Source organism: Streptomyces sp. BHT-5-2 (genome assembly GCF_019774615.1).
Taxonomy (GTDB): Bacteria; Actinomycetota; Actinomycetes; order Streptomycetales; family Streptomycetaceae; genus Streptomyces.
Genome location: NZ_CP081497.1, coordinates 713,862 through 736,738, shown reverse-complemented (window position 1 = coordinate 736,738; position 22,877 = coordinate 713,862). Strand labels below are relative to the sequence as shown.

The 22,877-nt window shown below is 71.7% G+C and carries 22 protein-coding genes; 15 read left to right on the top strand and 7 right to left on the bottom strand.

The window, feature by feature from the left end; translation table 11 throughout:
* Position 1 precedes the first annotated feature (1 nt).
* From K2224_RS31230 to K2224_RS31215, 4 genes are all read left to right on the top strand, one after another.
* Positions 2-1,003 carry a DMT family transporter gene (locus K2224_RS31230; RefSeq protein WP_260693576.1) on the top strand — a complete coding sequence of 334 codons (1,002 nt, stop codon included), beginning with the start codon at positions 2-4 and terminating at the stop codon, positions 1,001-1,003.
* 105 nt (positions 1,004-1,108) lie between these two features.
* Positions 1,109-1,639, top strand: coding sequence for a PadR family transcriptional regulator (locus K2224_RS31225; RefSeq protein ID WP_221910551.1), 531 nt, complete (start codon positions 1,109-1,111; stop codon positions 1,637-1,639).
* A 338-nt stretch (positions 1,640-1,977) separates the two neighbouring features.
* A complete protein-coding gene (locus K2224_RS31220; protein ID WP_221910550.1) occupies positions 1,978-3,198 on the top strand; it encodes a DUF2306 domain-containing protein in 1,221 nt (406 codons plus the stop codon).
* Between the two features lie 220 nt (positions 3,199-3,418).
* Positions 3,419-4,288: a hypothetical protein gene (locus tag K2224_RS31215; protein ID WP_221910549.1), complete on the top strand. Its 870-nt coding sequence runs from the start codon at positions 3,419-3,421 to the stop codon at positions 4,286-4,288.
* Positions 4,289-4,559: 271 nt separating this feature from the next.
* Here the strand turns inward: K2224_RS31215 and K2224_RS31210 are convergent, their stop codons facing one another.
* Positions 4,560-5,579 (bottom strand): AI-2E family transporter, encoded by a 1,020-nt coding sequence (locus K2224_RS31210; protein WP_221910548.1) that lies wholly within the window; start codon positions 5,577-5,579, stop codon positions 4,560-4,562.
* A 577-nt stretch (positions 5,580-6,156) separates the two neighbouring features.
* Between K2224_RS31210 and K2224_RS31205 the strand changes: the two genes are divergently transcribed.
* From K2224_RS31205 to K2224_RS31180, 6 genes are all read left to right on the top strand, one after another.
* Positions 6,157-6,312: a DUF6131 family protein gene (locus K2224_RS31205; protein ID WP_221910547.1), complete on the top strand. Its 156-nt coding sequence runs from the start codon at positions 6,157-6,159 to the stop codon at positions 6,310-6,312.
* Between the two features lie 103 nt (positions 6,313-6,415).
* A complete protein-coding gene (locus K2224_RS31200; protein WP_221910546.1) occupies positions 6,416-6,766 on the top strand; it encodes an Ig domain-containing protein in 351 nt (116 codons plus the stop codon).
* A gap of 252 nt (positions 6,767-7,018) precedes the next feature.
* Positions 7,019-7,330 carry an HAD-IA family hydrolase gene (locus K2224_RS40930; RefSeq protein ID WP_313904833.1) on the top strand — a complete coding sequence of 104 codons (312 nt, stop codon included), beginning with the start codon at positions 7,019-7,021 and terminating at the stop codon, positions 7,328-7,330.
* A gap of 107 nt (positions 7,331-7,437) precedes the next feature.
* The gene (locus K2224_RS31190) at positions 7,438-7,947 is read left to right on the top strand and encodes a MarR family winged helix-turn-helix transcriptional regulator (protein WP_221910545.1); all 510 of its coding nucleotides are present in this window, start codon (positions 7,438-7,440) and stop codon (positions 7,945-7,947) included.
* Complete coding sequence (locus K2224_RS31185) at positions 7,944-9,242, top strand: MFS transporter (RefSeq protein ID WP_221910544.1); 1,299 nt, start codon at positions 7,944-7,946, stop codon at positions 9,240-9,242. The genes K2224_RS31190 and K2224_RS31185 overlap by 4 nt, the downstream gene beginning before the upstream one ends.
* Before the next feature lie 78 nt (positions 9,243-9,320).
* Positions 9,321-9,917, top strand: a complete 597-nt coding sequence (locus K2224_RS31180; RefSeq protein WP_221910543.1) for a Type-2Aa cytolytic delta-endotoxin — start codon at positions 9,321-9,323, stop codon at positions 9,915-9,917.
* A 76-nt stretch (positions 9,918-9,993) separates the two neighbouring features.
* On the opposite strand, the gene K2224_RS41465 is transcribed toward K2224_RS31180, so the two are convergent.
* The gene (locus tag K2224_RS41465; RefSeq protein WP_221910542.1) at positions 9,994-11,793 is read right to left on the bottom strand and encodes a hypothetical protein; all 1,800 of its coding nucleotides are present in this window, start codon (positions 11,791-11,793) and stop codon (positions 9,994-9,996) included.
* A 256-nt stretch (positions 11,794-12,049) separates the two neighbouring features.
* On the opposite strand from K2224_RS41465, the gene K2224_RS31170 reads away from it, so the two are divergent.
* Genes K2224_RS31170 through K2224_RS31160 form a run of 3 tightly spaced genes read left to right on the top strand, consistent with a single transcriptional unit; the run spans position 12,050 to position 14,789 of the window.
* Entirely contained in the window at positions 12,050-13,189 is a 1,140-nt protein-coding gene (locus K2224_RS31170) for an NAD(P)-dependent oxidoreductase (protein WP_221910541.1), read from the top strand.
* Between the two features lie 50 nt (positions 13,190-13,239).
* Positions 13,240-13,734: an NUDIX domain-containing protein gene (locus tag K2224_RS31165; protein WP_221910540.1), complete on the top strand. Its 495-nt coding sequence runs from the start codon at positions 13,240-13,242 to the stop codon at positions 13,732-13,734.
* Entirely contained in the window at positions 13,731-14,789 is a 1,059-nt protein-coding gene (locus tag K2224_RS31160; protein WP_221910539.1) for a mevalonate kinase, read from the top strand. Before K2224_RS31165 ends, K2224_RS31160 begins: the two co-directional genes overlap by 4 nt.
* Before the next feature lie 42 nt (positions 14,790-14,831).
* On the opposite strand, the gene K2224_RS31155 is transcribed toward K2224_RS31160, so the two are convergent.
* The 4 genes from K2224_RS31155 to K2224_RS31140 form a co-directional block, all read right to left on the bottom strand.
* On the bottom strand, positions 14,832-15,944 hold the full coding sequence (locus K2224_RS31155) for a radical SAM protein (protein ID WP_221910538.1): 1,113 nt from the start codon (positions 15,942-15,944) through the stop codon (positions 14,832-14,834).
* Between the two features lie 64 nt (positions 15,945-16,008).
* Entirely contained in the window at positions 16,009-16,866 is an 858-nt protein-coding gene (locus tag K2224_RS31150) for a carbohydrate ABC transporter permease (protein WP_221910537.1), read from the bottom strand.
* A complete protein-coding gene (locus K2224_RS31145; RefSeq protein WP_221910536.1) occupies positions 16,863-17,828 on the bottom strand; it encodes a carbohydrate ABC transporter permease in 966 nt (321 codons plus the stop codon). Before K2224_RS31145 ends, K2224_RS31150 begins: the two co-directional genes overlap by 4 nt.
* A 5-nt stretch (positions 17,829-17,833) precedes the next feature.
* A complete protein-coding gene (locus K2224_RS31140) occupies positions 17,834-19,129 on the bottom strand; it encodes an extracellular solute-binding protein (RefSeq protein WP_221910535.1) in 1,296 nt (431 codons plus the stop codon).
* 296 nt (positions 19,130-19,425) lie between these two features.
* Here K2224_RS31140 and K2224_RS31135 point away from each other — a divergent pair, with 296 nt between their 5' ends.
* Complete coding sequence (locus K2224_RS31135; RefSeq protein ID WP_221910534.1) at positions 19,426-20,589, top strand: serine/threonine protein kinase; 1,164 nt, start codon at positions 19,426-19,428, stop codon at positions 20,587-20,589.
* 5 nt (positions 20,590-20,594) lie between these two features.
* Positions 20,595-21,329, top strand: a complete 735-nt coding sequence (locus K2224_RS31130) for an HAD family hydrolase (RefSeq protein ID WP_221910533.1) — start codon at positions 20,595-20,597, stop codon at positions 21,327-21,329.
* On the opposite strand, the gene K2224_RS31125 is transcribed toward K2224_RS31130, so the two are convergent.
* Positions 21,313-22,842, bottom strand: a complete 1,530-nt coding sequence (locus tag K2224_RS31125) for a N,N-dimethylformamidase beta subunit family domain-containing protein (RefSeq protein WP_260693574.1) — start codon at positions 22,840-22,842, stop codon at positions 21,313-21,315. The two genes, K2224_RS31130 and K2224_RS31125, sit on opposite strands and share 17 nt — an antisense overlap.
* Positions 22,843-22,877: the final 35 nt, after the last annotated feature.

Genomic DNA, 22,877 nt, shown 5'->3' with positions numbered 1-22,877 from the left:
CATGGGTTTTGTGACGCGCGGAAGCAAGTCGATCACGCCGGGAGAGCACGCGACGGGCCTGGGCGCGGGGGCGGTGGATACGGAGCCGGGTCCGCGCCGGCGTCCCGGCCCGCTCTCCGCCCAGGCGGGGCGTCCGGCCGTACTGGCCCTCGCGGGATCGGCGTGCATCTCCGCCTCGGCCATCTTCATGAAGCTCTCCGGGACGGACGCCGGGACGGGGGCCTTTCTGCGCTGCGCGTTGGCGCTGTTCGTGCTGGTCCCGCTTGCCTGGCGGGAGTTGCGGCGGGTCGGTGCGCGGCCGTTGCGCTACGGACTGATGGACATCGGGGCCGGGGTGCTGCTCGGCGTGGACATGGTGTTCTGGGCGGCCGCCGTCCTCAACGTCGGCGCGTCGGTGACCACGGTGCTGCTCAACGTCCAGGTCGTGGTCTTCCCGTTACTCGCCCGACTGATCTCCGGGACGCGGCTGACGGGACGGTTCCTGTTGATGGCACCACTGATGCTTGCGGGGGTGGCGCTGGCGAGCGGAGCGCTCGGGCACGCGCAGTCCGGCAGCGATCCGGTCGCCGGGGTGACGTTCGGAACCGCGTCGGGGGTGGCGTATGCGGGATATCTGTTCCTGATGCGACTGGGCGGCGGACGGGAGCACACCATCACTCCGGTGTGCGTCTCGACCGCGGCGGCCGCGGCGGCGGCCGCGGTGATGGGCGGTCTGTGGACCGGAATCGATCTGAATCCGGGCTGGCCGGCCTGGGGTTGGCTGATCGCCCTCGCCTTCGTCGGGCAGGTGCTCGCCTGGCTCCTGATCACCGCGGCGCTACCGCGACTGGCACCGAACGTCGGGGCCGCGCTGCTGCTGCTCCAGCCGGTGATGGCCTTCGGGTTGGGTGTGGCGATCGGTGAACGCCCGACCCTGACCCAGGCCGTGGGCTGCGCGGTGGTGGTCGCGGCGGTCTGGTACACGGGCCGGACGCCGCGGGGGCGCCGGCGGGTGTCCGGCTGAGGCCGCGCAACGCGGCCGCGCTCTTGGGCCGCCCCGGGGTCGTTCCGGTGTTCGTGGCCCCCGGGGCCGTCTTCCACCGACCCCTCGTCGCGATACGGTCACGGCATGGCTGATTCCCGTGGGACCGACCCCCGCCTGACCACGTCGTCGTTCCTCGTGCTCGGCTTCATCGACCAGTTGGGCGAGGCCAGTCCGTACGACGTCAAGGTGGAGGCCGGTCGCACGGTGGCGCCGTTCTGGTCGATGCCGCATGCGCAGGTCTACGCGCAGTGCGACCGGCTCGTCGCGGCGGGCCTGTTGTCGGAATCCCGCCAGGCAGGCGGTCGCAACCGGCGGCTGCTGAAACTCACCGCCGCGGGCAGGGCGGCGTTGGAGGAGTGGCTCGCCGACTCGACGTTCCTCCCGGTCGAGGCGCGGGAGCGCAACATCCTCAAGCTGTGGTTCGGCGGGCGACCGGAGGTCCACTCCCCCGTGCAGCTGGACGAACACCGCCGTACGCTCGCCGAGTACGAGGAACTCGCCGAGGGCGTGGGCGAGTTGCTGACGCGGGGACAGCGCGAGGCGCTGGAGTTCGGCATCCGTTACGAGCAGATGATGATCGATTTCTGGCAGTGGGTGGAGCAGCGCGGGGAGTAGGCGGGAGCAAGCCACCCGACTCCCACACCCACATCCATCCGTCCGTCCGTCCATCCATCCGCCCATCCCGTCGACCACGGAACCAGGGAACCGCCCAACCCCCATCCGCCCGTGCCGCCATCGGGCCTTTCCCCATGCGAACTTCGGCAGATTCCGGCCAACTCCCCTTGCCCGGCCTCGATATGTTCCGGAGACGGCGTACGGACCATTGACCCACGGCCCGGACCACCCCTACCTTCTCGACAGTCCAGTTAGGACCATCCACTTAGGACTATCACCGGGCACGCCGGACGCCGGGCCGGACAGCCGGGGCAGCACCGCGATCCAGGGGAGTCGGTATGAACCGTCCAAGGGGGGCCACCTGGCGCCGCACGGCCACCATCGCCGTGGTCGTCGTCTGCGTGGGGTACGCGCCGATCGCGATGACCGAACTGTGGCCGTACGCGCACCGGGGCGCGCCCGCCCTCGGCGAATGGCTGCTGGGCCGGGCGGTGTCGCCGCGCTATGTCGCCGACGCCCTCGCCACCCGCATCGGACCGTACGGCCGCAGCCTGGCCGCGATGATCTTCCATTCGGTGCTGGGCGGCGTGCTGATGCTGCTCGGGCCTGCGCAGTTGCTCTCGGCGATCCGCCGGCGCATCCGGCTGCACCGCGTACTCGGCGTGGTGTACGCGCTGACGGTGTACGCCTCGATGGCGGGCGCCGCGCTCTACCTGGCGCGGACCGCGCCGCGCGACGCGTTCAGCGGGCCGGCGTTCTGGATCGTGCTCGCCACCCTCCTCGTCGGCACCGTGCTGAGCGTCACGTTCGGCATCCTCGCCGCCGTCGGCGCCTTCCCCGACCTGCATCAACGGTGGATGTTGCTGTGCTACGCCTACCTGATGAGCGCGCCGCTGCTGCGCCTGGCATGGGGCGCGCTGCCGGTGATCCTGCCCGGCCTCTCCATGGAGGACGTCAACCGGGTCGCGATCATGCACCTCGGTGCGGTCGTCACGTTCGGAGCGCTGCTCGCCTCCCGCACGATGGACAAGCGGGACACGGCGCCGGGGGTGCGGGGCACGTGGGTGCCGATGCCGGTGCTCGCCGTGGCGCAGGTGGCCGGCGTGACGGGACTCGTATGGATCGCCAAGTCCTCTCTGGGATGGGGCGCCACGGGCTTCCGCCTGCTGGTCGCCTACCTGGTCCCGTTCGCCGCCGCCTACGTCACCATGTTCGTATGCCAACGACGGGCGGGCCGGGCCGGCAGGAGCTGGGCGCGTGAGGAGTGGCGACTGCATCTGGCCGCGCTGTGCCTGGCTCCCCCGTTCTCCGCCGCCGCGGCGCTGCTGTTCGAGCACTTCACGGGGCTCGACCCTCGGACGGCGCTGACCGCGAGCGTCGCCATCGGCTGCGGGATGTTGGCCTTCACGGCGACCGCGATCGTCAGCCTGCGGATGATGTTCGGACGCGAACTGCGCAAGCGGGAGCGGCTGACTGCGGCCACCCCTCGTCCCGAACCGGAGCGGGATCCGGAACGGGACCCGCATAACCCGGAGCGGGACCGGACGCCGGTGAACTGAGCCGGCCGGTCGCCCGGCGAACGATCGATCGGTCACGGCAACAGCGGTATCGCGGCACCAACGGCACCAACGGCCCGAAGGCGGAGCGCAGATGACCAGGTCAGCGGAGACCCCGGCTACCGAAGCCACGACCACAGCTCCGATACCGGCGCCGGCACCGACGTCCACGCCGACGCCGACGCCGCCACCAGTTGGACGCGAACTCGCCGTCGGTACAACGATGTTGGCGTCCACCGTGGCAGTGGTCAGCCTCCTCACCGGCGGCGTGCTCGCCCTCGTCAACCTCACCGGACACACCTTCGGCGCCTGGCAGTCACCCGAGCCCCTCAGTCCGGGGCTGATCGGCGCGGCCATGCTCGGCGTGACGCCCGGGCTGTTCGCCGTCGGCCGGGCGCGTGCCTGGGAGGAGGTCCGGACGCTCGTCCTGCCACTCGTCATCGTCCTCGTCGGGCTCTTCGCCGTCAGCATCCGCAACGGTGGAGAACTCCACGCGGTCCGCGGCGGATCGCTCTTCCTCGTCCTGTTCAGCCTGGGCTGGGTCGCCGTGCTGGGACTGCTCGCACTCTGTGCGCTGCTGTGTCTGGTCCGGCAGTACCTCAAGCCGGCTCGGCGGCCGGGGCGGCGGGCGGTACCGCTGCCGGGCTGGTCGAAGCCGTTCCTGGCCGTACTGGGCTCGGCGTGGTTCGGCATCGGGGCCGGGCTGCTCGCCGCCCCCCGCTTCTGGGGGGACTTCGTTCCCTGGGCGGTCGGCCGAGCCGATGCCCAGGCACTGGGTGTCTGGGCCCTGGCCCTCGGCGTCGGCGTGCTCGGCTCCCTGGCCGAGGACGACCTCGGCCGCACCCGGCCGGCGCTGCTCGCCCTGCCCGGCGTCGCCCTGGCACTCGCCGTCGAACTCGCCGCCCGCGCCACTCATGTGCACTGGATCTCCGGCCCCGGCCTGTCCCTGGTCACCATGGTCGGCGGTCTGCTGGTCGCCGGCGTGACGGGTCGTTGGCTGCTGGCACGCCGAACGACACCGATCTCCACCGCGCCAGCACCACAACGGAAACCGGAATCGGAACCGGAACCGGACGAACGAACGGGAGTCTGACGGAGGGCCTCGGGGCCTGGTCCCACGCCCACGGGACGGCCTTGCCGCCCCTCACCGACGGGACATATACGTCTCGAACGCCTTGTGCTCGCCGGGCGGAACCATTCGCCCTCGCGGGCACGGGCCTGCGGGTTGTCCTGGTCGTAGTCCGGGATGTCGGCGACGGACTCCGCCCGGACGGACAGGTCCGGGCGCCAGAACAGCGGCACCTCGGCGAAGCGGGCGAAAAGCAGCCGAGGCGCCGTCGCGGTCCCGTTCCAGGGCGCGGCCGCTATCTGTGCAGCGCCCCGTACACCGACCACACCACCGACACCAGCGGCACCGCGACCACCGCGCCGAGCACCCCGGCCGTGACGCCGCCGCAGACCACCGCCAGCGCCACCACCATCGGGTGCAACCGCACCGCACGGCTCATCACCACGGGATGCAGGACATGTCCTTCGAGCTGGCCGATGACCACGATGAGCAGGATGACGAGCAGCGCCACCAAGGGGCCCTTGGCGGCCAGGGCCACCACCGCGGCCACCGCCAGGGCCACCGGCGAGCCGATGAGCGGGACGAAGGCGGCGAAGAACTCCAGTACCGCGAGGGGCAGCACCAGCGGGACGCCCAACCCGAAGAGGGCCAGGCCGACCAGGACGGCGTTGGTCGCGGCGATCACCACGATGCCCCGGGTGTAGCCGGTGAACGTCGCCCAGGCCGCGCGTCCGGCGGTGCCCGTCCAGCGGCGTCCCCGTTCGGGGAGCTGGTTGCCGAACCAGAGCCACATCCCGCCGCCGGAGTGCAGGAAGAAGATCGAGCAGAACACGGCCAGCACCGCCACCGTCAGGACCTCCGCGAGCCGGCCGACCCCGCTCACCGCGGTGTTGATCAGGTTGGCGCGGTTGCTGGAGACGAAGTGGGAGATCCAGCTCTGGAGGTGGGCGAGGGAACCGTGCTGAAGGTGGAACGGCGGGCCTTCGAGCCATCGCTCGATCCTCGCGATGCCGCCCGTGAACACTTCGCGCAGGCCGGGCCACTCGCTGGCCACGTTGGCCCCGATCAGGCTCAGTACGCCCAACAGGAGCACGGCCCCGACCAGTAGACCGGTGGTGACCGCCGCGGAGCGCGGCAGCCACCGGTCCAGCAGCTTCGTCAGCGGTTCCAGGAGGGCGGTGAGCACCAGGGCCAGGAACACCGCCAGGGTGACCAGGTGGAACCGTCCGAGCGCGATGAACACGACGTACACGGCGGCGCCGACGACCAGCAGCCGCCACCCGTACGCGGCGGCCAGCCGCAGGGGCCGGGGCACGGCGACGGCCTCGCGCGGCCGTGGGCGCGGTGGCCCGCCGGGTGGTCGCCCGGCAGGCCACCGCCTCCGACGCGGGACGGCCCACGGCACCGCGGAATCGGTGTCCCGCGGTCGGCGGGTGGGACGGTCCCGGCGGGCTCGGTTCGGCACCTTGCGCCGCCACCTCCTCCCGCCCGCGGGCCTCCCTGGGCCCTCCTGCCAAGGGCCCTGCAATGACCGGTATCACCGCCGGGCGGGCGCCGAACGCGACCGGCCGGTATTCCCCCGAAGGCACCCGGCAGGCACCTGAGGGTGCGGTCCGTTGTGCGGGCATCGACTGTCCTGATGGCGATGCCGGGGAACCGGGCCAGGGTGGCGGCCGCCCGGCTGCTGGACGCCGCCTCGCCCGAGGCCGCCCGCGTACCACGGGTCCGCACGGAGCCCCCGGCGACCCGGCAGAGGCCCCCGCCCGAACCGCCCCGACCAGGCTCGTGACCTGGCCTTCTCTTGCTCTCCGGGTCCCTTCCGACAGGAGTTGCCGTTGCTCCGACCGGGGCACACAGTGAAAGGGAACACTGGAACGAGATCGGAGCACGTCGTGGTCGTTCTCGGCATCATCTTGCTCATCATCGGTTTTCTCACCGGCATTGCCATCCTGTGGACGATCGGCATCATCCTCCTCGTCATCGGCGCGGTTCTGTGGCTGCTCGGCGCGGTGGGGCACGCGGTCGGCGGACGGCGCCACTACTGGTAGCGCCCTACGACGCGCAGACACCAGGAGCCGGTCAGTCGGCCGGTCGATCAGCCAGGCAGCAGCCAGTCGAGGAGCACCAGCAGGACCAGGAGCAGGAGACGGTATGAGCACGGAAGCGGGCCACGGCCGGACGCACTACACCATCCAGCCCGCCGGCGGAACGGGACAGCACGCCGAACACCACAAGACCTTCTCCCACCGGCTGAAGGCCCGGGTGCTGGACGACCAGGACCGCAAACCGGTGGCGGAGCTCCCGGTGACCTTCGCCTGGGACTCGATGAGCCAGCAGGCGCTGTTCGAGGGCCGACGGCAGGCCGTCACCGTCCTCACCGACCCGCAGGGTTACGCGGAGAGCCCTCCGCTCACGGCAGGCGACGCGGCCGGCACGGCAACGTTCACCGTCACGGCGGCGGGCGCACCCCCGGCCCATTTCGAGATCATGGTTGATGCCTGACGCAGGGCGCCTGCCGCCGGTTGCCTGAACAGGATGCCTGAACGAGGAGGGTGGCGGCCTGCGGTAGAAAGGCCGGATGCATCGTCTCCCCGTCTGCGGCCCTGAGGGCCCGCTCCGTGTCGACGTCACCACGCCCTCACCTTCGACGCCGGGCCCTGAGCCCGAAGTCCCGGTCCGGGCCGTCCTGTTCGACTTCTCCGGGACGCTTTTCCAGATCCGCTCGTACGCGGACAGAATCCGCGCGGCACTGCGCTGGGCATCGTCAGCGATGTCGGGTGGGACCTGCGTCGCACCTTCGCCCATCACGGACTGGACCGGTTCTTCGGCTCCTGGGTGCACTCCTACGAACACGGCACCGAAAAGCCGGATCCGGTGCTGTTCCACCGCGCCTGTGACGACCTCGGTGTCGAGCCGGCCGCGACGCTGATGGTGGGCGACCACCCGGCGAAGGACGGCGGGGCGGTCGGCGCCGGACTGCGTTCCTACGTCCTGCCCACGGGCGCCGCGCCCGGCTCGTCCCGCGGCCTGGCGGCCGTTCTCCGGCTCGCGCGGATCAAGGCGTGACGGCGACCGTGACGGCAACAGCGACAGCGACAGCGACAGCAGTGGCGGTTGCGGCAACAGCCTCGAAGATGTAACAGCACTTATGTAAGTGCTGTTACATTGTGGGGATGGGTGAGGAGAACAAGGGAAAGAAGGACGATCCCAGCCGGGAGAGTCTCTGGCGGCCGCTGCGGGTGCTTCAGGAGCGCATGGACGCCGATATCGCGCGTCTCTACTCGGAGCGGCGGATCGAGGGGCTCAGGCCGAGCTTTGCGCCGGAGCTGCTGCGACTGCACGCGTGCGGGCCGATGACGATCAAGGCGCTGGCCGAGTCGTTCGGCCGTACGCACTCCGCGCTCAGTCAGAAGGTGGCGGCGATGCGGGCGGCCGGCTGGGTCGAGACCGCGGCCGGTCCGGACGCACGCAGCAAGCAGGTGACGCTCACCGAGCAGGCCCGGAACGTCATCGGGCGGCTGGCGGCGGAGTGGCGGGCCACCGAGGCCGCGCTCGCCGAGATCGAGGCCGAAGTGCCGTATCCGCTCAGCCGGGTCGTGGCCGACATCGAGCAGGCACTGGAGCGTAGGAGCTTCCACGACCGGATCGCGGAGAAGCTCGCGGCGGATCCCGCATGGGAATGACGGGGATGAGGCGCGCGCTGATCGACGTCGCCCCGCTGCGTTCCTCGCCGGCCTTCCGGCGTTTGTGGGGTGGGCAGACGCTGTCCGCGTTCGGCAGTCAGATGACGGTCGTCGCCGTGATGTTCCAGGTGTGGCGGATGACGCACAGCACGACCTGGACCGGTGCGGTCGCCCTTGCCCAAGCCGTGCCGCTGATCGCGCTCGGGCTGTTCGCGGGGGCGGTCGTCGACCGGGTGGAGCGGCGGAGGTTCTACGTGGCGATGACGGCCGGGCAGGCGGCGTGTTCGGGGGTGCTCGCGGTGCAGGGGTTCGTCGGCGGTGTGCCGGTGGCGGGGGTGCTGCTGCTGGTGGCCCTGCAATCCTGCTGTGTGGCGGGCGGCGGGCCGGCGTCGAAGACGTTCCTTCCGGCGCTGCTGCCCCGGGAGCAGTTGGCGGCCGGGCTGGCGCTGCGGCGGATCTCCTTCCAGGGCGCGATGTCGGTCGGGCCGGCGCTGGCCGGTGTGGTGCTGGGCGGGCTGGGGGTGGGCGCCTGTTACGCGATCGACGCGGTGGGCTTCGGCGGGGCGTTGTACGGGGCGCTCGGGCTGCCGCCGATGGCCGCGAAGGGGGCGGTGGCGGCCCGTTCCGGGCTGAGGGGTGTCCAGGAGGGGCTGGTCTTCCTCGTCCGCACGCCGGTCGTTCGCGGGGCGCTGCTGACGGATCTGGCGACCACCGTGCTGTCGATGCCGATCAGCCTGTTCCCGCTGCTCAACGCCGAGCGGTTCGGGGGCGGTCCGCGCACGCTCGGCCTGTTTCTGTCCGCGATCGCGGTCGGCGGTATCGGGGCGTCCCTCTTCTCCGGGACGTTCACCCGGCTCCCGCGGCCAGGTGCGGTGATGCTCGGCGGATCGGCCGTCTGGGGGCTGGCGTTGGCGCTCTGCGGGCTCGCGCCGGGTCGTTGGGCAGTGCTGGCCTGTCTGGTCGTGGCGGGCGCGGCCGACACCGTCTCCGTGGTGTCCCGCAACACCCTCGTCCAGTCGCACACCCCGAACGAGCTGCTGGGACGCGTCGGTGCGGCCGAGCAGATCGTCGGGCAGGCCGGCCCGGATCTGGGCAATATGCGGGGCGGCGTGGTGGCCGATGCGACGTCGGGGGTGGTGGCGTTGGCGAGTGGTGGGGTGTTGTGTGTGATGGCCGTTGCGGTGGTGGGGGCACTCACGCCGGGGTTGCGGCGTGCCGCGGAGGTCGCTCGCACCGGCGAGGCGGACGACGCCGGCGACACGGACGGCGTGGGCGGTCTGGCGGCTTCGGGGTAGGGCGGTGGCGGGGACGGTGAGAGGCGGGGGCATACTTGCCGGTCGGCGCGACAGGTTTCCCGCATGTGAGGAGCAGTCATGTCCGACCAGCACGCCGCCGCGAAGACGACCTTCAAGACGGTCTTCGCGGTGCGTCCCGCCGCCCTGGAACAGGCACGGGCCCTGGCCGACACGTTCCAGTACGCGATCGCGCCGGCCACCGTCGACTTCGACTTCGGTGAGATCAGTCGGGCCGCGAGCGCCATTCCGGACGGTTCCACGATGAAGATCGTCCGGGGTTGGGGACTCCAGGAGACCGCGCCCGTCGGCGTGATGGTGATGTCGCTCCGGGAGGCCGTCCGCCAGGCACTGGTCCAGCCGTTCGGCAACCCCGCCTTCTGGGAGCGGACGGAGGCCGCACTCACCGACGTCTTCGTCGGCCTGGCCGGTCAGGAGGGCACCCACCTCTCCTTCCACGGTGACGCGCCGGACCGTACGAGCTACTACTACAACCTGCTGTTCGCGCTGGAGGACGAGGAGACCGGGGGGTTCGTCCACGCCCTGGCGTTCTGTGTGAACGTGACGATCGACCTGAACGCGGAGCGGGCCGGTGTGCTCACGGTGGACGATGTCGCGCGGTGCGCGATCCGGCTCAACGCGATTGCGGTACGGCAACCGGTGACCGTGGCGGTGTGATGGTGCGGGTGGTGGGGAGCGGTCCGGTCCCCACCACCCTCCCGATCGCTTCAATACTCCTTATCTGTAACGGAGTTCACATGTCCAAGGCGAGATGGATGCCTTCGTAGGCGAGCCACTGGGCGTGGGTGTGGAGTCCGTGGTGGAGGTCCGTGACGGGTTTCCAGCCGGGTGGGGGCGGGGGCCAGGCGTCGGTCTGCGGAGGGCGGCGGGAAACGGGCCCTGGTGGGAGTGGTGCGAGCGGGACGGGGCGGACGGCGGTGCGGATGGCCGCCGCCAGGTCGGTGGCGGCGACGGGGGCGTCCGCCAGTCCTGACACCGGCTCGGCGGGCGGTGTGCGGAGCAGCGTCGACAGGGCGGCGACGAGGTCGCGGGTGTGCAGCGGGCGCAGGGTCTCGGCGGGGTCGTCGAGCGTCAGGGGGTAGCTGCGCAGGGCGTCCCAGACCAGGCGGCCGATGCGCGAGTCGTGGGGGCAGCCGGGGCCGTAGAGGTCGCCCAGGCGGAGGGTGAACGGGGTTGCGGTGGTGGGGAGTTGGAGGGAGAGGGCGAGGGTGGGAGAGGCGGATGGGTGGGCGAGGGGGGTCAGGTCGAGGAGGGCGTGGGTGGGGCGGGTGGCCGGTGGCCGGGTGAGCGGGGTGACCTGGTGTCCGGCGTCCGTCAGGCCGCGGACGAGGTGTTCGGCGAGGGGGGCGTCGGCGCCGAGGACGGCGACGGGGCAGGGGGCGGGCGGGTGGTTGTCGGTGGAGGCGGTGGGGGCGGTGCGGGACCGGCGGGGCGGGCGCGTGGGGGCGGCGGCCTCGCGGCCGGCTTCCAGGCCGGCCCGGGTGATGCGGGCCAGTTCGTCGCGCTGTTCGGCGATCCGCTGCTCCGGCTGGGCGTAACTGATGCCGCCGGGGCCGATGGTGGCGAGGGCCTCGGCGAGCACGGCGGGGTCCGGTGCGGGGGCCGGGCGCCGGTCGTCGCCGGGGTCGTCGGCCGGCGGATCGCAGCGGAGGTCGTCCGTCTGCTGGACGAATCCCATCGTGAAGGCGGTCAGCCAGGCGCCCCTGGCCGCCTCGGGAGTGGTGGCTTCGGCCATTCGCACGATGGCCGGTTGGCGCCTTCCGATGCGGACGCCGGTGCCCTCCAGATATTGCTCGCAGTCGAGGTGCAGCCAGCGGCCGGGGCCGGAGCCGTGGGCCGGGCGCGGGCCGTGTCCGGTGCCGGGTTCGTCCACGCGTACCGCGCACTGCGCGACGCCCTGTTTGAAGAACGGCAGCACCCGCAGCCCGGTCAGCCGGGCGCCTTCGCGTCCGGGAACGTCCTGCGGGAGAAAGCACACCGAACGGCGCGGTCCGCGGAAGGCATTGCCGGAGATGCTGCCGTGGTCCTCGTGTTCGGCGAGGCTGGGCACCGAAACGTATGCCGGGATTCCGTGCGCGCGTAAGTAGTGGTTCATCAGGATGTCGTCGGGCCAGCTGTCAAGGTGGCGTCGGCCGAAATCCGCGAATCCCGCGGCGACTTCCCTGGGCAGAATGATGGCGACACAGGGAAAGTACTCGTTGACCGCGCCGACCCAGCGGGCGCCGGTCATGGCGCCGAAACGCACGGCGGCGCCGTTGCGGGAGTCCCAGAGTGCGAAAAGCGCGAGAGCGGCGTCGGGCATCTCGGCAATCGCCGCCCGGGCGCGTTCGAAGAAGGTATCGGAGAGGATCATGTCGTCCTGGACGACGAGTTGATGGGTGGCGCCGTCCTCGATCGACTCCCAGGCGCACAGCGCGGTCCGCAATACGGACGGTTTGCCGGCCGGGTCCGGGTCCATGACGACGTGCAGGGCGCCGGGCGGAGCGGAGCGGGCCAGCCGTTCCGCGGCGGCCCGGCGTTTGGGGTGGGTCATCACGGCCCCGCTCAACCGATAACGCGTCATCAATTCCTCCGGTTCTCCGCTTTCAGTTAAGGGCAAGGACGCCGGCCCTCCGGTCTTTTGCGGCGTGCCGTGCCGGGCCGGCACGTGAATCCGGACAGTACGGCGGTCCGTACGCGGCCCGCAAGACTGCCGAAATGGCGCTCTGGCCACCATGAATCGGCGGCGGACATGCTGACCGCCGGCCCACACCGGGCCGGCCTGTGCGTTATGTGGAAGAGAGGTACCCATGCCCGGAACGGTGAACGGAAACAGCAGCGCCGGGAGGCACGGCAATGCACACGGTAATGGTGACGCCGGCCCGGAGGGTGCGGCGGCCGGCGTCTTCGGGGAATCGGTGGAGGCGCGGCTGGAGAAACTCCGGGATTCCCGGGTGGTGGTGACCGGCGGAGCCGGCCTGGTGGGCAGCCGATTGGTGGCGCTGTTACGCCGGGCGGGCGCCGAGGTGACGTTGCTGGACCGGCTGGACGCCTATCCGGAGGCGGTGCATCTGGCGCTGTTCGGGGTCGAGAGCCTCGGGGCGGATCTGGTGGTCGGGGACGTCTGCGACCGCGAAGCGGTGCGCAAGGTACTCGCCGGGGCCGACTATGTGGTGCACGCCGCGGCCTATGCCGATGTGGCCGCGTGCACCCGCCGGCCGGACATCGCCTTCCGGGCGAACGTCCAGGGGACCCAGGTGGTGCTGGAGGAGGTCGCGGCCTCCGAGGTGCGCCGGCTGGTGCTGGTGTCGTCGGCGGCGGTGTACGGGAACGGCGATCCGTCCGTACGGGGGCCGCAGGTCTTCCGCGAGGACCAGCGGTTGCTGCCGGTGTCGGTGTACGCCAACTCCAAACTGTGGGCGGAGCACCAGACCCGGCTGCTGCTGAGCGGTCCGCAGACACCCGAGTACGCGGTGCTGCGGTACTTCTCGGTGTACGGCGATCCGCAGGTCCCCAAGCCGGGCAGCCACTCGTGGATGGTCGCCTGGCTGTCGATGCAGGCCCGGCTGGGCCGCCCGATGCGGCTCAACGGGGGCGGGGTGCAGGTGCGCGACCTCGTCCACGTGGAGGACGTCGCGGCGGCCACCGCGCTGGCGCTGGTGGAGGAGGGCATGGCCGGGGCGACCGTCAACGTCGGTACGGGCGTCCCGACTTCGGTGCGTGAGGTCGGTCAGCTGATTGCCCGTCATTTCCCGCGGGCGCACTTCGTGACCACTCCCCTGCCGGAGGGCGACCCGCTGGGCGGGTTCGCGGCCACCGACCAGTGCGGTGAACTGCTGCGCTGGCGGCCGCGGATCGATGTCCGGGCGGGCGTGGAGCGGTATGTCCGCTGGCTGACCGACACCCCACACGCGATGCCGGGTTGGCTGACCGGCGAGCCCGCGGCATGACAGCCTGCCTCCACACATATGGGTATGGCGGCGCGAAAGGTGACATTCAGGTGAGTTATGTCGGCTCGTACCTCTGGGAGCTGCGGCAGCAGGTGGGCAACCGGCCGCTGCTGGTGCCCGGTGCGCAGGTCCTGCTGCTGGACGCGGCCGGGCGGGGGCTGTTCCAGCAGCGCGCGGACAACGGGGTCTGGGAGCTGCCGGCCGGGGCGTGCGAGGAGGGCAGCGACTTCGCCGGGACGGCCCGGCGGGAGCTGGCGGAGGAGACCGGGCTGCACGTCGAGCGGGAGGACCTGGAGGCGTTCGGCACGCTGTCCGACCCCGCGGTCCACACCCTGACCTATCCCAACGGTGACATCACCCACTGCTTCGCGCTGTGCTTCGTGGCCCGCCGCTGGTCCGGCGAGCTCACTCCCGGCCGCGACGAGGTGACCCGGGCGGGCTTCCGCGAACTCGCGGACCCGCCACGGCCGTTGCATCCGCCCACCGCCGTGGTCCTGGAGATGTTCCGGGAGTTCGGCTCGACCGGAAGGTTCCAGGCCCGATGAGCGGAGCGACGACGGTGTCCGGAGCGGAGGACGGGACGGCGGTGCCGCGCGGCGCCGGGCGGGCGGCGGGGCAGGCGGTGGTGCCGTGCCGGGCCTGCCTGTCCGGGGAGGATCTGGACTGGCTGGGCGGCAGTTCGGTCAGCCTGGCGCTGGATCTGACGACCTCGGTCACGGTGCGGCCGCCGGGTGCCCGGCCGGCCGCAGACGCGGTGCCGGACGGGGGTGCCGGCGCCTGGGCCGGCGAGGTGTGGGCGTTCCTGCGCCGGCGGCTGCCCGGGCTCGGCCCGCGGCCGCCGGCCGTGACCGCGCGCAGCGACGCACCGGCGGCCAGTGGCCTGTCGTCGTCGACCGCGCTGATCGTGGGGCTGTTCCGGGCCTTCACCGAGGCCGCGGTGCCGGCGGCCGGGGGCGCGGGGAGCCGGCCGGTTTCCGCGCGGACGCTGGCGCAGTGGGCGTACGAGTTCGAGTTCTCGATCTTCAACGGCGGGGGCATGGACCATCTCGCGGTCATCGCGGGCGGGCTGCTGCTGCTCGACGGGCGGACCACCGGTCTGCCGGAGATCCGGCACCGGGCCGACTTCCCCGAGGAGTGGGCCGTGGTGGTGCTGGACTCGGCGACCAGGAAGGACACCAGCGACCACATCCGTACCGTCCGTGCGCAACTGGCCGCCGGGGACGCCCGGTTGGCCGCGTACCGGGAGCGGGCCGACGATGCCTCAGCCGCTGCGTGGGAGGCCGTGCACGGCCGGGACCTGGGTGCCCTCGGGGCGGCGATGAGCGAGGCGCACCGCGCGATGCGGGACTTCCAGGGCATGTCCACACCGCTGCTGGAGGAGCTGCGGTCGCTGGCCCTGCGCACCACCGGCCTGCCGCTGAAGCTGAGCGGGGCCGGTGGCGGCGGGGCGCTGGTCGGCGTCTGTCCGGCCGCCGAGCAGGCCGAGGTGGTGGCGCGGCTGCGGCGGGCGCTCGGCCCGGTGCACCCCCGGGTGCGGGTGATCCCGGCCCGGGCCGCGGCGGGCCTGGCACCGGAGATCGCGGCGGCGCCGGCCACGTAGGCGGGTGCCCTGGCTCGTGGGCGGGGTGCCCCGCGCCCGTCCCTAGATGAACGGGTCGTAGTCCGTGCCGGGTTCCGGTGCGGGCAGCGTGCCCGCCGCCGTTCCGTCCGCGATCCGGTCGAGTTCGAGGTTGGAGCGGTGGCGGGCGCAGTGGAAGCGGCAGTCCCGGCCGGGGTCCACGATGCCGCGGTCCGAGGTCCGCCAGATGTCGGGGAGGCGCTCGGTCACCGCGTCCCCGATCCGGGCCCCGGCGTTGCCCCGGTGGTACGAGCAGACGTACACCCCCGACGGGGTCACCAGGGTCCGCAGTTCGGCGATCCGGCAGCGGTGGTAGTCCTTCTCCTGGACGGGCCCGACGCGGTTGCGCAGCGAGGTCAGGGTCGAGGAGTCGACGATCTCGAAGCCGTCGCCCGCCAGGACGGCGGCCTTGTCGAGCTGCTCCTCCACGGAGGCCAGGATCGCGTCGGACACCTGGACGACGTGGTGGCCGTCGTCGAACATCGCCTTGGTCTCGAAGTAGTCGCAGCCGATCTCGTGGGCGAGTTCGGCGGCCCGCAGGACCTCGTGGTGGTTGCTCACGACGCTGCCGTCGGGCTCCTGCCGGGTCATGACGAGGAACGAGTAGCCCAGGGCGCCCTGTTTGGCCTCGGCCAGCAGCCGCATGTTGGCGATGACCTTGTCGAAGACGCTGCGGCCCCGGCGGTCGGGGCGGAAGCGCCGGTAGGTGTCGCTGGTGCCGGCGTCCACGGACACCCGCACCCAGGAGGCGTAGGCGGCGAGTTCGGCCAGGTTCTGTTTGATCAGGGTGCCGTTGGTGACCACGCCGATCGCGATGCCGGCCTCGCCGAGGACGCGCAGGACCTGGCGGGTGCCCCGGTGGGCGAGGGGTTCCCCGCCGCCTATCAGGACCACCGCGCGGACCTCCATCTCCACGAGTTCGCCGGCCAGTTCGGCCAACCGTTCAGGGGTGAAGCGGCCCTGGTTGAGCAGCTTGCCGCTGATGCATTCGGGGCAGGCCAGGTCGCAGAAGGTCGTCGGGTCCAGGTCCACGACCAGGGGACCGCTGGAGTGCGTCCCGGTGGCGGCTTCGAGGATCCGCGGCCAGCCGGACGGCTGGTACAGCTTGGACACCAGGTCGAGACGGTCGAACGTCACGTGTTCTCCTGCAGGGTCGGAGGTTCCGTATCCGGCGGAAGTCGGTCCGCCTGTCTTCGGCGGCTCACCCTTTGACCGCTCCGGCGGCCAGGCCCGCGCCGATCCGGCGCTGGACGAGGGCGAAGAAGACCGCGACCGGGAGCGCGGTGAGGGTGGCTCCGGCCATCAGTCCGCCGTAGTCGGTGCCGAAGCTGGTCTGGAAGGACAGCAGCCAGATGCTGAGGGTCTGCTTGTCGTTGCTGGACAGCAGGACATAGGCGAGGACGTACTCGTTCCACGCCTGCACCAGGGCGTAGATCGAGGTGGCGACCAGGCCCGGGGCGAGCAGCGGCAGCACGACCCGGCGGAAGGCGCCCAGGCGGGTGCAGCCGTCGGTCATCGCGGCCTCCTCCAGTTCGACCGGGACGGCGGCGATGAAGCCGCGCAGCAGCCAGACCGTGAACGGCAGCATGAAGACGAGGTAGGTGAGGATCACGCCGGGCAGGCTGTCGGTCAGTCCGGCGTCGCTGAGCAGCAGGTAGACGGGGATGATCAGGCCGGCCAGCGGGATCATCTGGACACCGAGGACGATCAGGACGAGGGCCCGCCGGCCGGCGAAGGAGAAGCGGGCCAGGGCGAAGGCCGCCAGGGTCCCGATCAGCAGGGAGACCAGGACGGTGCCGACGCCGATCAGGACGCTGGAGCGGGCGTTGGCCCAGAAGGTCGGGGTGCCCACGGCCCGCCGGAAGTGCTCCAGCGTCAGGTGGTCGGGCCAGAAGTGCGGCGGGTCGGCGTGGATCTCGGTGGCCGGGCGGAAGGCGGTGAGCAGCATCCAGTAGAGCGGGAAGCCCATCAGCGCAGCGAAGGCGAGGCCGAGGGCGTTCGCCGCGGCGCGGCGCCGGCGGCGGCCGGGCGCGGTCCCGGTGGTACGGGCGGTGGTCACTCGGCCGCTCCCAGGTGGACGAGCTGGCGGACGTAGACGACCGCGCCGGCCAGCAGCATCAGGACGGTGAGGACGGCGATGGCGGCGCCGGCGCTGTAGCGGTTGACGGCGAAGGACTCGGTGAACGAGTAGACGCCGAGCAGGTAGTAGTCCTTCTCCGGCTGGCCGCCGCGCATCAGCCAGATCTGGTTGAACACCCCGAAGTCCCAGATGGCGCTGAGCGAGGTGACCAGGACGGCGGTCGGTTTGATCACCGGCCAGGTGACGTACCGGAACAGCTGGCGGGGGCGGGCGCCGTCGACCAGCGCCGCCTCCTCCAGTTCGGCGGGGACCTGGGCGAGCGCGGCCTGGAGGGTCAGTGCGGCGAACGGGACGGCGCCCCAGACCACCACGCCGGTGATGACGGCGAAGCCCTGCCAGGGGTTCTCGAACCAGTTGTGCTTGCTGAAGTCCAGGCCCGGCAGCAGCCCCAGGAGCCAGTTGACGACGCCGTAGTCGGCGTCCGAGAGCCAGCGGAAGACGGACGCCGCCACCATGACGGGCATGGCCCAGACGGCGACCAGGACACCGGTCATCGTCGTCCGCACCCAGGGGGCCACCCGTCGCATCAGTAGTGCCACCAGGAGCGAGAGGGCCATGGTGGCCGCGACGCAGACCGCGGTGAACAGGGCGGTGCGGCCGACGACGGTCCAGAAGAAGTCGTCGGAGAGGATCGAGCGGTAGTTGGCGAGCCCGGCGTAGGGCGGTGCGGCCCCGGAGAACAGTTCGCGCCGGGTCATGTCCTGGAAGGACAGCACCAGCAGGTCGACGAGCGGGTATCCGAGGACCGCGGCCAGGGCGAGCACCGTCGGGGCGATCAGCAGATACGGCAGTGCCCGCCGGCGGAGGCCGCGCCGGGGGCGGGCCGGCCGGTGCGGCGGGCGGACGGCGCGCGACCGCCCGGGCAGGTCCACGGTCCCCATCGGCGTCAGCGCTCGTTGATCACGGCGTCGATGCGGCGGTCCGCGGCCCGCGCGGCGTCCCGGACCGACTGTTTTCCGGTCGCGATGTCCTGGAGCGTCTCCTGGAGGACGTTGGACTTCTCGACGGCGCCCCAGCCGGGGGCGAGCGGGGTGACCCAGCCGCGTCCGGCGGCCCGGGCGGCGGGGCCGTTGACGCCGCCGGCGGCCACCTCCTTCAGCTGGGCGGTGTTGTTGGGCAGGGTGTCCGCGGCGATCAGGCGGCGCTGCGAGGTGCGGTCGGTGAACAGCCGGATCCACTCCTGGGCCGGGTCCTGGTTCGCGGACTTGGCGGGGACGGCGAGGGTGGAGCCGCCCAGGAACGGCGGCAGGAGCCGGCCGGAGGGGCCGGGGAAGGCGAAGGTGGCGAACTTGCCGCGCAGCGCCGGGTCACCGCCGGAGCGGCTGTCGGCGGCGGCCGCGGCCTCCCAGGTGTTGCCGTAGAACATGCCGACCCTGCCCTGGCCGACGACCGCGGGTTCGTCGCCGTTGTCCTTGGAGCGGTCGCCGGTGTAGTAGGCGTCGAGGAGGTCCTTCCAGGCGGTGAGGCCGGCGACGGAGCGGGCTGCGGAGAGCGCGCCGTGCCAGCGGCCGTCCTTGTCCTGCACGGCTATCTCACCGCCGGCGTCCTTGACGAACGCCATGGCCGCGTACCAATAGCGGCCGGGCATGTAGAACGCCGAGAAATTCTTGTCGGCGGTGCCGAACCCGGCCTTCAGTTTGTCGAGGTCGGCCCGGAGTTCGGGATAGCTGCGCGGGGCGTGATCGACGCCGACCCGGGCGAGGAGATCGGTGCGGTAGATGCCGACCCGGGCGCCGACGTAATAGGGCACGCAGTACGTCTTGCCGCCGTTCCGGCAGGCGTCGCGGAGGGCCGGGAGCCATTCCGCGGAGTGGTCGAACTTCTTGGGATCGACGGTGGCGAAGGCGCCGTTGACAATGTAATTGGTGGTCTCGCTGTTGCCCATTTCGACCACGTCGGGGACTTTCTGCCCGGCGAGCGCGGCGTCGATCTTCTGATTCTTCGTGGTCCACTGCTGGTACTGCACGGTGACCTTCATCCGGGGATGGGTCCGCCGGAAGCGCTTGTTGACCTCGGCCACCAGATCCGGCCAGCTCTCCTGGGCGTCCACGGTCAGCCAGACCGTGAGCTCCCCCGTACGGTGCGCGGCGTCGACCGGTTCGCCGGCGCCGCAGCCGGCCACCGCGCCCAGCAGGGCCATCGCCCCCAGGCCCGCCGCCAAACGGGAGATGCGCTCGGCCATGATCTCCTCCGTCGGGTTGTCGGAACCGGCTGTACCTACCCCCGGCATCCGATCTCTCCACCTCGGGGAAGTGTTCCGGCCAGAAATTCCGACGGCCGGAAGTGCGTACCCGGATAATCCATGAACGGTCGTCGGGCAGGCCGGGCGGTATTCCGATCTTCGCTTCGGTGCGGAAAAGTCGGTGCTGTTTTGACGCAAAAGGCGTGCTGTGCCGATGATCGGCTCTTGACGGTGCCGCCCCCGCTGCCTCAGTTTTGCTCGGGTGTCTCCCACGTCCCCTATCGAAGGGTTTGCACGTGACCGAGTACGGCACGACGGCCGCAGATCCGGCCACCCGCCCGGTGAAGGTCAACTCCTGGAACGGCTGGGATCCCCTGCGGCACGTCGTCGTCGGACGGGCCGACAACGCGGTGGTGCAGGCGCCGGAGCCCGCGATCCGGCGCGACTTCCCCGAAGACGGGTTCCCGCTGGGCACCTACGGCCCGATGCCGGCCGACATGACCGCCGAGGCGAACGAGCAACTGGACAACTTCGCCGAGCTGCTGCGCCGCCGCGGCATCCGCGTCGACCGCCCCACCCCCGTCGACTTCGCCCAGCGGGTCGGCACCCCGGACTGGACGCAGGAGACCATGTCCGGCTGCATGCCGCCGCGGGATCTGCTGCTGACCGTCGGCAACGAGATCCTCGAAGCGACCATGTCGTACCGCAGCCGCTGGTTCGAGTACCTCTGCTACCGACCGCTGCTCCAGGAGATCTTCCGGGCCGATCCGCGGATGCGCTGGGAGGCGGCCCCCAAGCCCCGGCTCACCGACGCCTCCTACCATCCCGGGTTCTGGGACACCTACAACTCCCTGCCCACGGAGGTGCAGTTGGCGCGGGTGCGGGACTACGACCTCGTACTGACCGAGGAGGAGCCGCTGTTCGACGCGGCCGACATCGCCCGCTTCGGCAAGGACCTCTTCGTCCAGCTGTCGTTCGTCACCAACCGCAGCGGTCATCAGTGGCTCCAGCGCCACTTCCCCGACCACCGGGTGCACGCGGTGACGTCCACCAACACCCACCCGCTGCACATCGACGCCACCTGGGTGCCGCTGCGCCCCGGACTGGTGCTGCACTGCGGTGAGCGACTGGCCGATGTCGAGCTGATGGAGTTCTTCCGGCGCAACGACTGGGAGATCATCGAGGCGGTGCAGCCCGCCAGTTGGGAACATCCGCCCAAGCTCTCCTTCTGCAGCCCGTGGCTGGCCGGGAACATGCTCAACCTCGACCCCGACACCCTGTGCATCGAGGAGAAGGAGGTGGCGCTCGCCGAGCAGCTGTCCGGATACGGCTTCGAGATCGTGCCGGTGCCGTTCCGCGCGGTGGGGCCGTTCGGCGGCGGACTGCACTGCGCCACCGTCGACATCGAACGGGACGGGAGCCTGGAGGACTACTTCCCGCACCGTCACGGACGGTACTGAGCCCGGTGCCCGGCCAGTCCGCACCCCGCCGGGACACCGCCGTCCGGGGCGTGATCCTCGACTTCTACGGCACGCTGGTGCGGCTGGTGGACCCGCTGCCGCCCAGTCACCGGTCGCTCTTCCTCCGCCGGGGCCTGGCCGAGGCCGCCGACAGGTGGGGCGACCAGTGGGCCGTCGGACCGCGGGAAGGCGAGCAGCACGCCGCCCACTCCACCAGCGAACGGACCTACCGGGCCTGGGAGTTGGACCGGCTGCGACGGCGGGCGCTGGCCTGCGGCGTCCCCGAGCCGGCGGCCGGTCCGCTGGCCGCCGACCTCGACCGGGCGATGAAGGACCTGCGCCTGGCGCTCTTCGACGACGTCCCGGCCGCGCTCGCCGCACTGCGCGCCCGGGGGTTGACGGTGGCGGTCTGCTCCAACTGGTTCTGGGACCTGGACCGCGCCGTCGAGGACGTCGGACTGGCCGGGCTGGTCGACGTGGCCGTCACCTCGGCCCGCGCCGGCGCCCGCAAACCGCACCCCCTCATCTACCGGACCGTGCTGGCGGAGTGCGGGCTGCGCCCCGAACAGGCGCTGTTCGTCGGCGACATGTGGGAGCCGGATGTCGCCGGACCGCTGGCGTACGGGATGCGGGCGGTGCATCTGCGGCGCCCGGACCGGGTGGTGGCGGGCGCGGCCCCGCCGCTGCCGGACGGGGCCGCGCGGATCGCCTCGCTGACCGCGCTCAGCGCTCTGGTGTAGCCGGGCCGGCGCCGGAGAGCCGGTCCAGGACGTTGCGGGTCACCCGTACCACGCCGGCGTCGAGTTCCCGGCCGCAGACCACCGGCCAGTCGGTGGTGCCGGCGGTGAACACCGTGCCGCCGGCGGTGTAGAGCCCCATGGTGGCGGCGCGCGGACCGGTGATCGCCGCTTCGCGCACCGGGCAGTTCCAGTGCCCCCATTTCAGGTGGTGGAAGTCTTCGTGCACCGGATCCAGGAGGTAGATCCCCAAGATGAGGAAGGACTCCGGCGTGCCGTCCACCCCGGTCGCGTACGCCACGCCGTCCGCGTCCCGGGCGAAGGCCGCGCCATCGCACTCGTAGCCGATCAGCGGCGTGCCCGCGCCCAGGGCGTCGGCCGGCCCGCCGTCGGAGCCGTCCCGCAGCCCGGTGCCCTCGTACACCCAGTGGTCGGCGTGCTGGACGCGATAGCCCTCGCGCGGCCGGTCGCCGGGCCACTCGCCCGGCCACATCCCGCCGTTGCGGAAGCTGACGCCGGTCAGGGCGTTCTCCGGCTCGCCGACGCCGTCCGGCGGGGCCGGCCACCACTGGTCGGTCGCCGGCAGGTGCGGGTACTCCTCGCCGACGTGGTGGTCGGTGTCGGAGACGAACGCGCTGTTGGCGTCCACCGGATGGACCCGCCACCAGCAGGTGTTGGCGCTCAGGAACGCCACGTTCCCGCCGCCCCGGACGAAGTCCGCGACGTGGTCGCGCATCGCCGCGCTCCAGTACTCGTCGTGGCCCACGCTGAGCAGCAGCCGGTAGGAGGACAGCAGCCCGGGGTCCTCGTGCAGATCGAGGTCGGTGCAGTACTCGACGAGGTAGCCGCCGCGCTCCAGCCAGGCGATGAACGGCGCGTCCCAGTAGGCGAGATCGATGACCCCGCCGGGGCGGTGCAGGCTGAGCCGGTGGCCGCACGGCCCGTCCGGACCGGCCGGCCGGTGGACCGGGTTGTCGTAGAGGCTGGCGGCCCGCTGGACGTCGGCCCGGTCTGCGCGGTTGTACGCGTGCCGGGTGTAGGTCGATTTCTTGTACAGGATGCGGGCCCCGGTCGCACCGGCCCGGCGGGGCCGTACGACGAAGAACTCCCGCTCGAAACCCTCGATGTGCGCGTCGTCGAGCAGGGGCACGCTCCGGGCGCGGTGCTCGGCCCGCTCGACGTCCCGCTGTTCGTCGACGTCCCGCTGTGCTCCGAAGTCCCGCTGCTCCTCGACGAACTGGGCGAGATAGATTCCCGGTCGCCAGTCGTCGGGAACGACGTACTGATACGGCGGCCAATTCCAGTCCACCGCGGGCGAGGCATGCTCCGGGACGCCGTCCGGATGGGGTGGCGGGGCGGCCGGAACGCCCGGGTAGGGGCCGGACTCCGCCACGAAGGAAAGCTCCTTCCCCAAGCGGTAGAAGCGGACCCGGAATTCCTCGGCGTCCGTCGAGACATGAAATCCGAGAAGCCGACCGACCGGCACGCTCTCACGTTCCATATATCCCTCGATCACCCGCGCCACGATAGAAGTGCGGCCGGTCGGCCGAC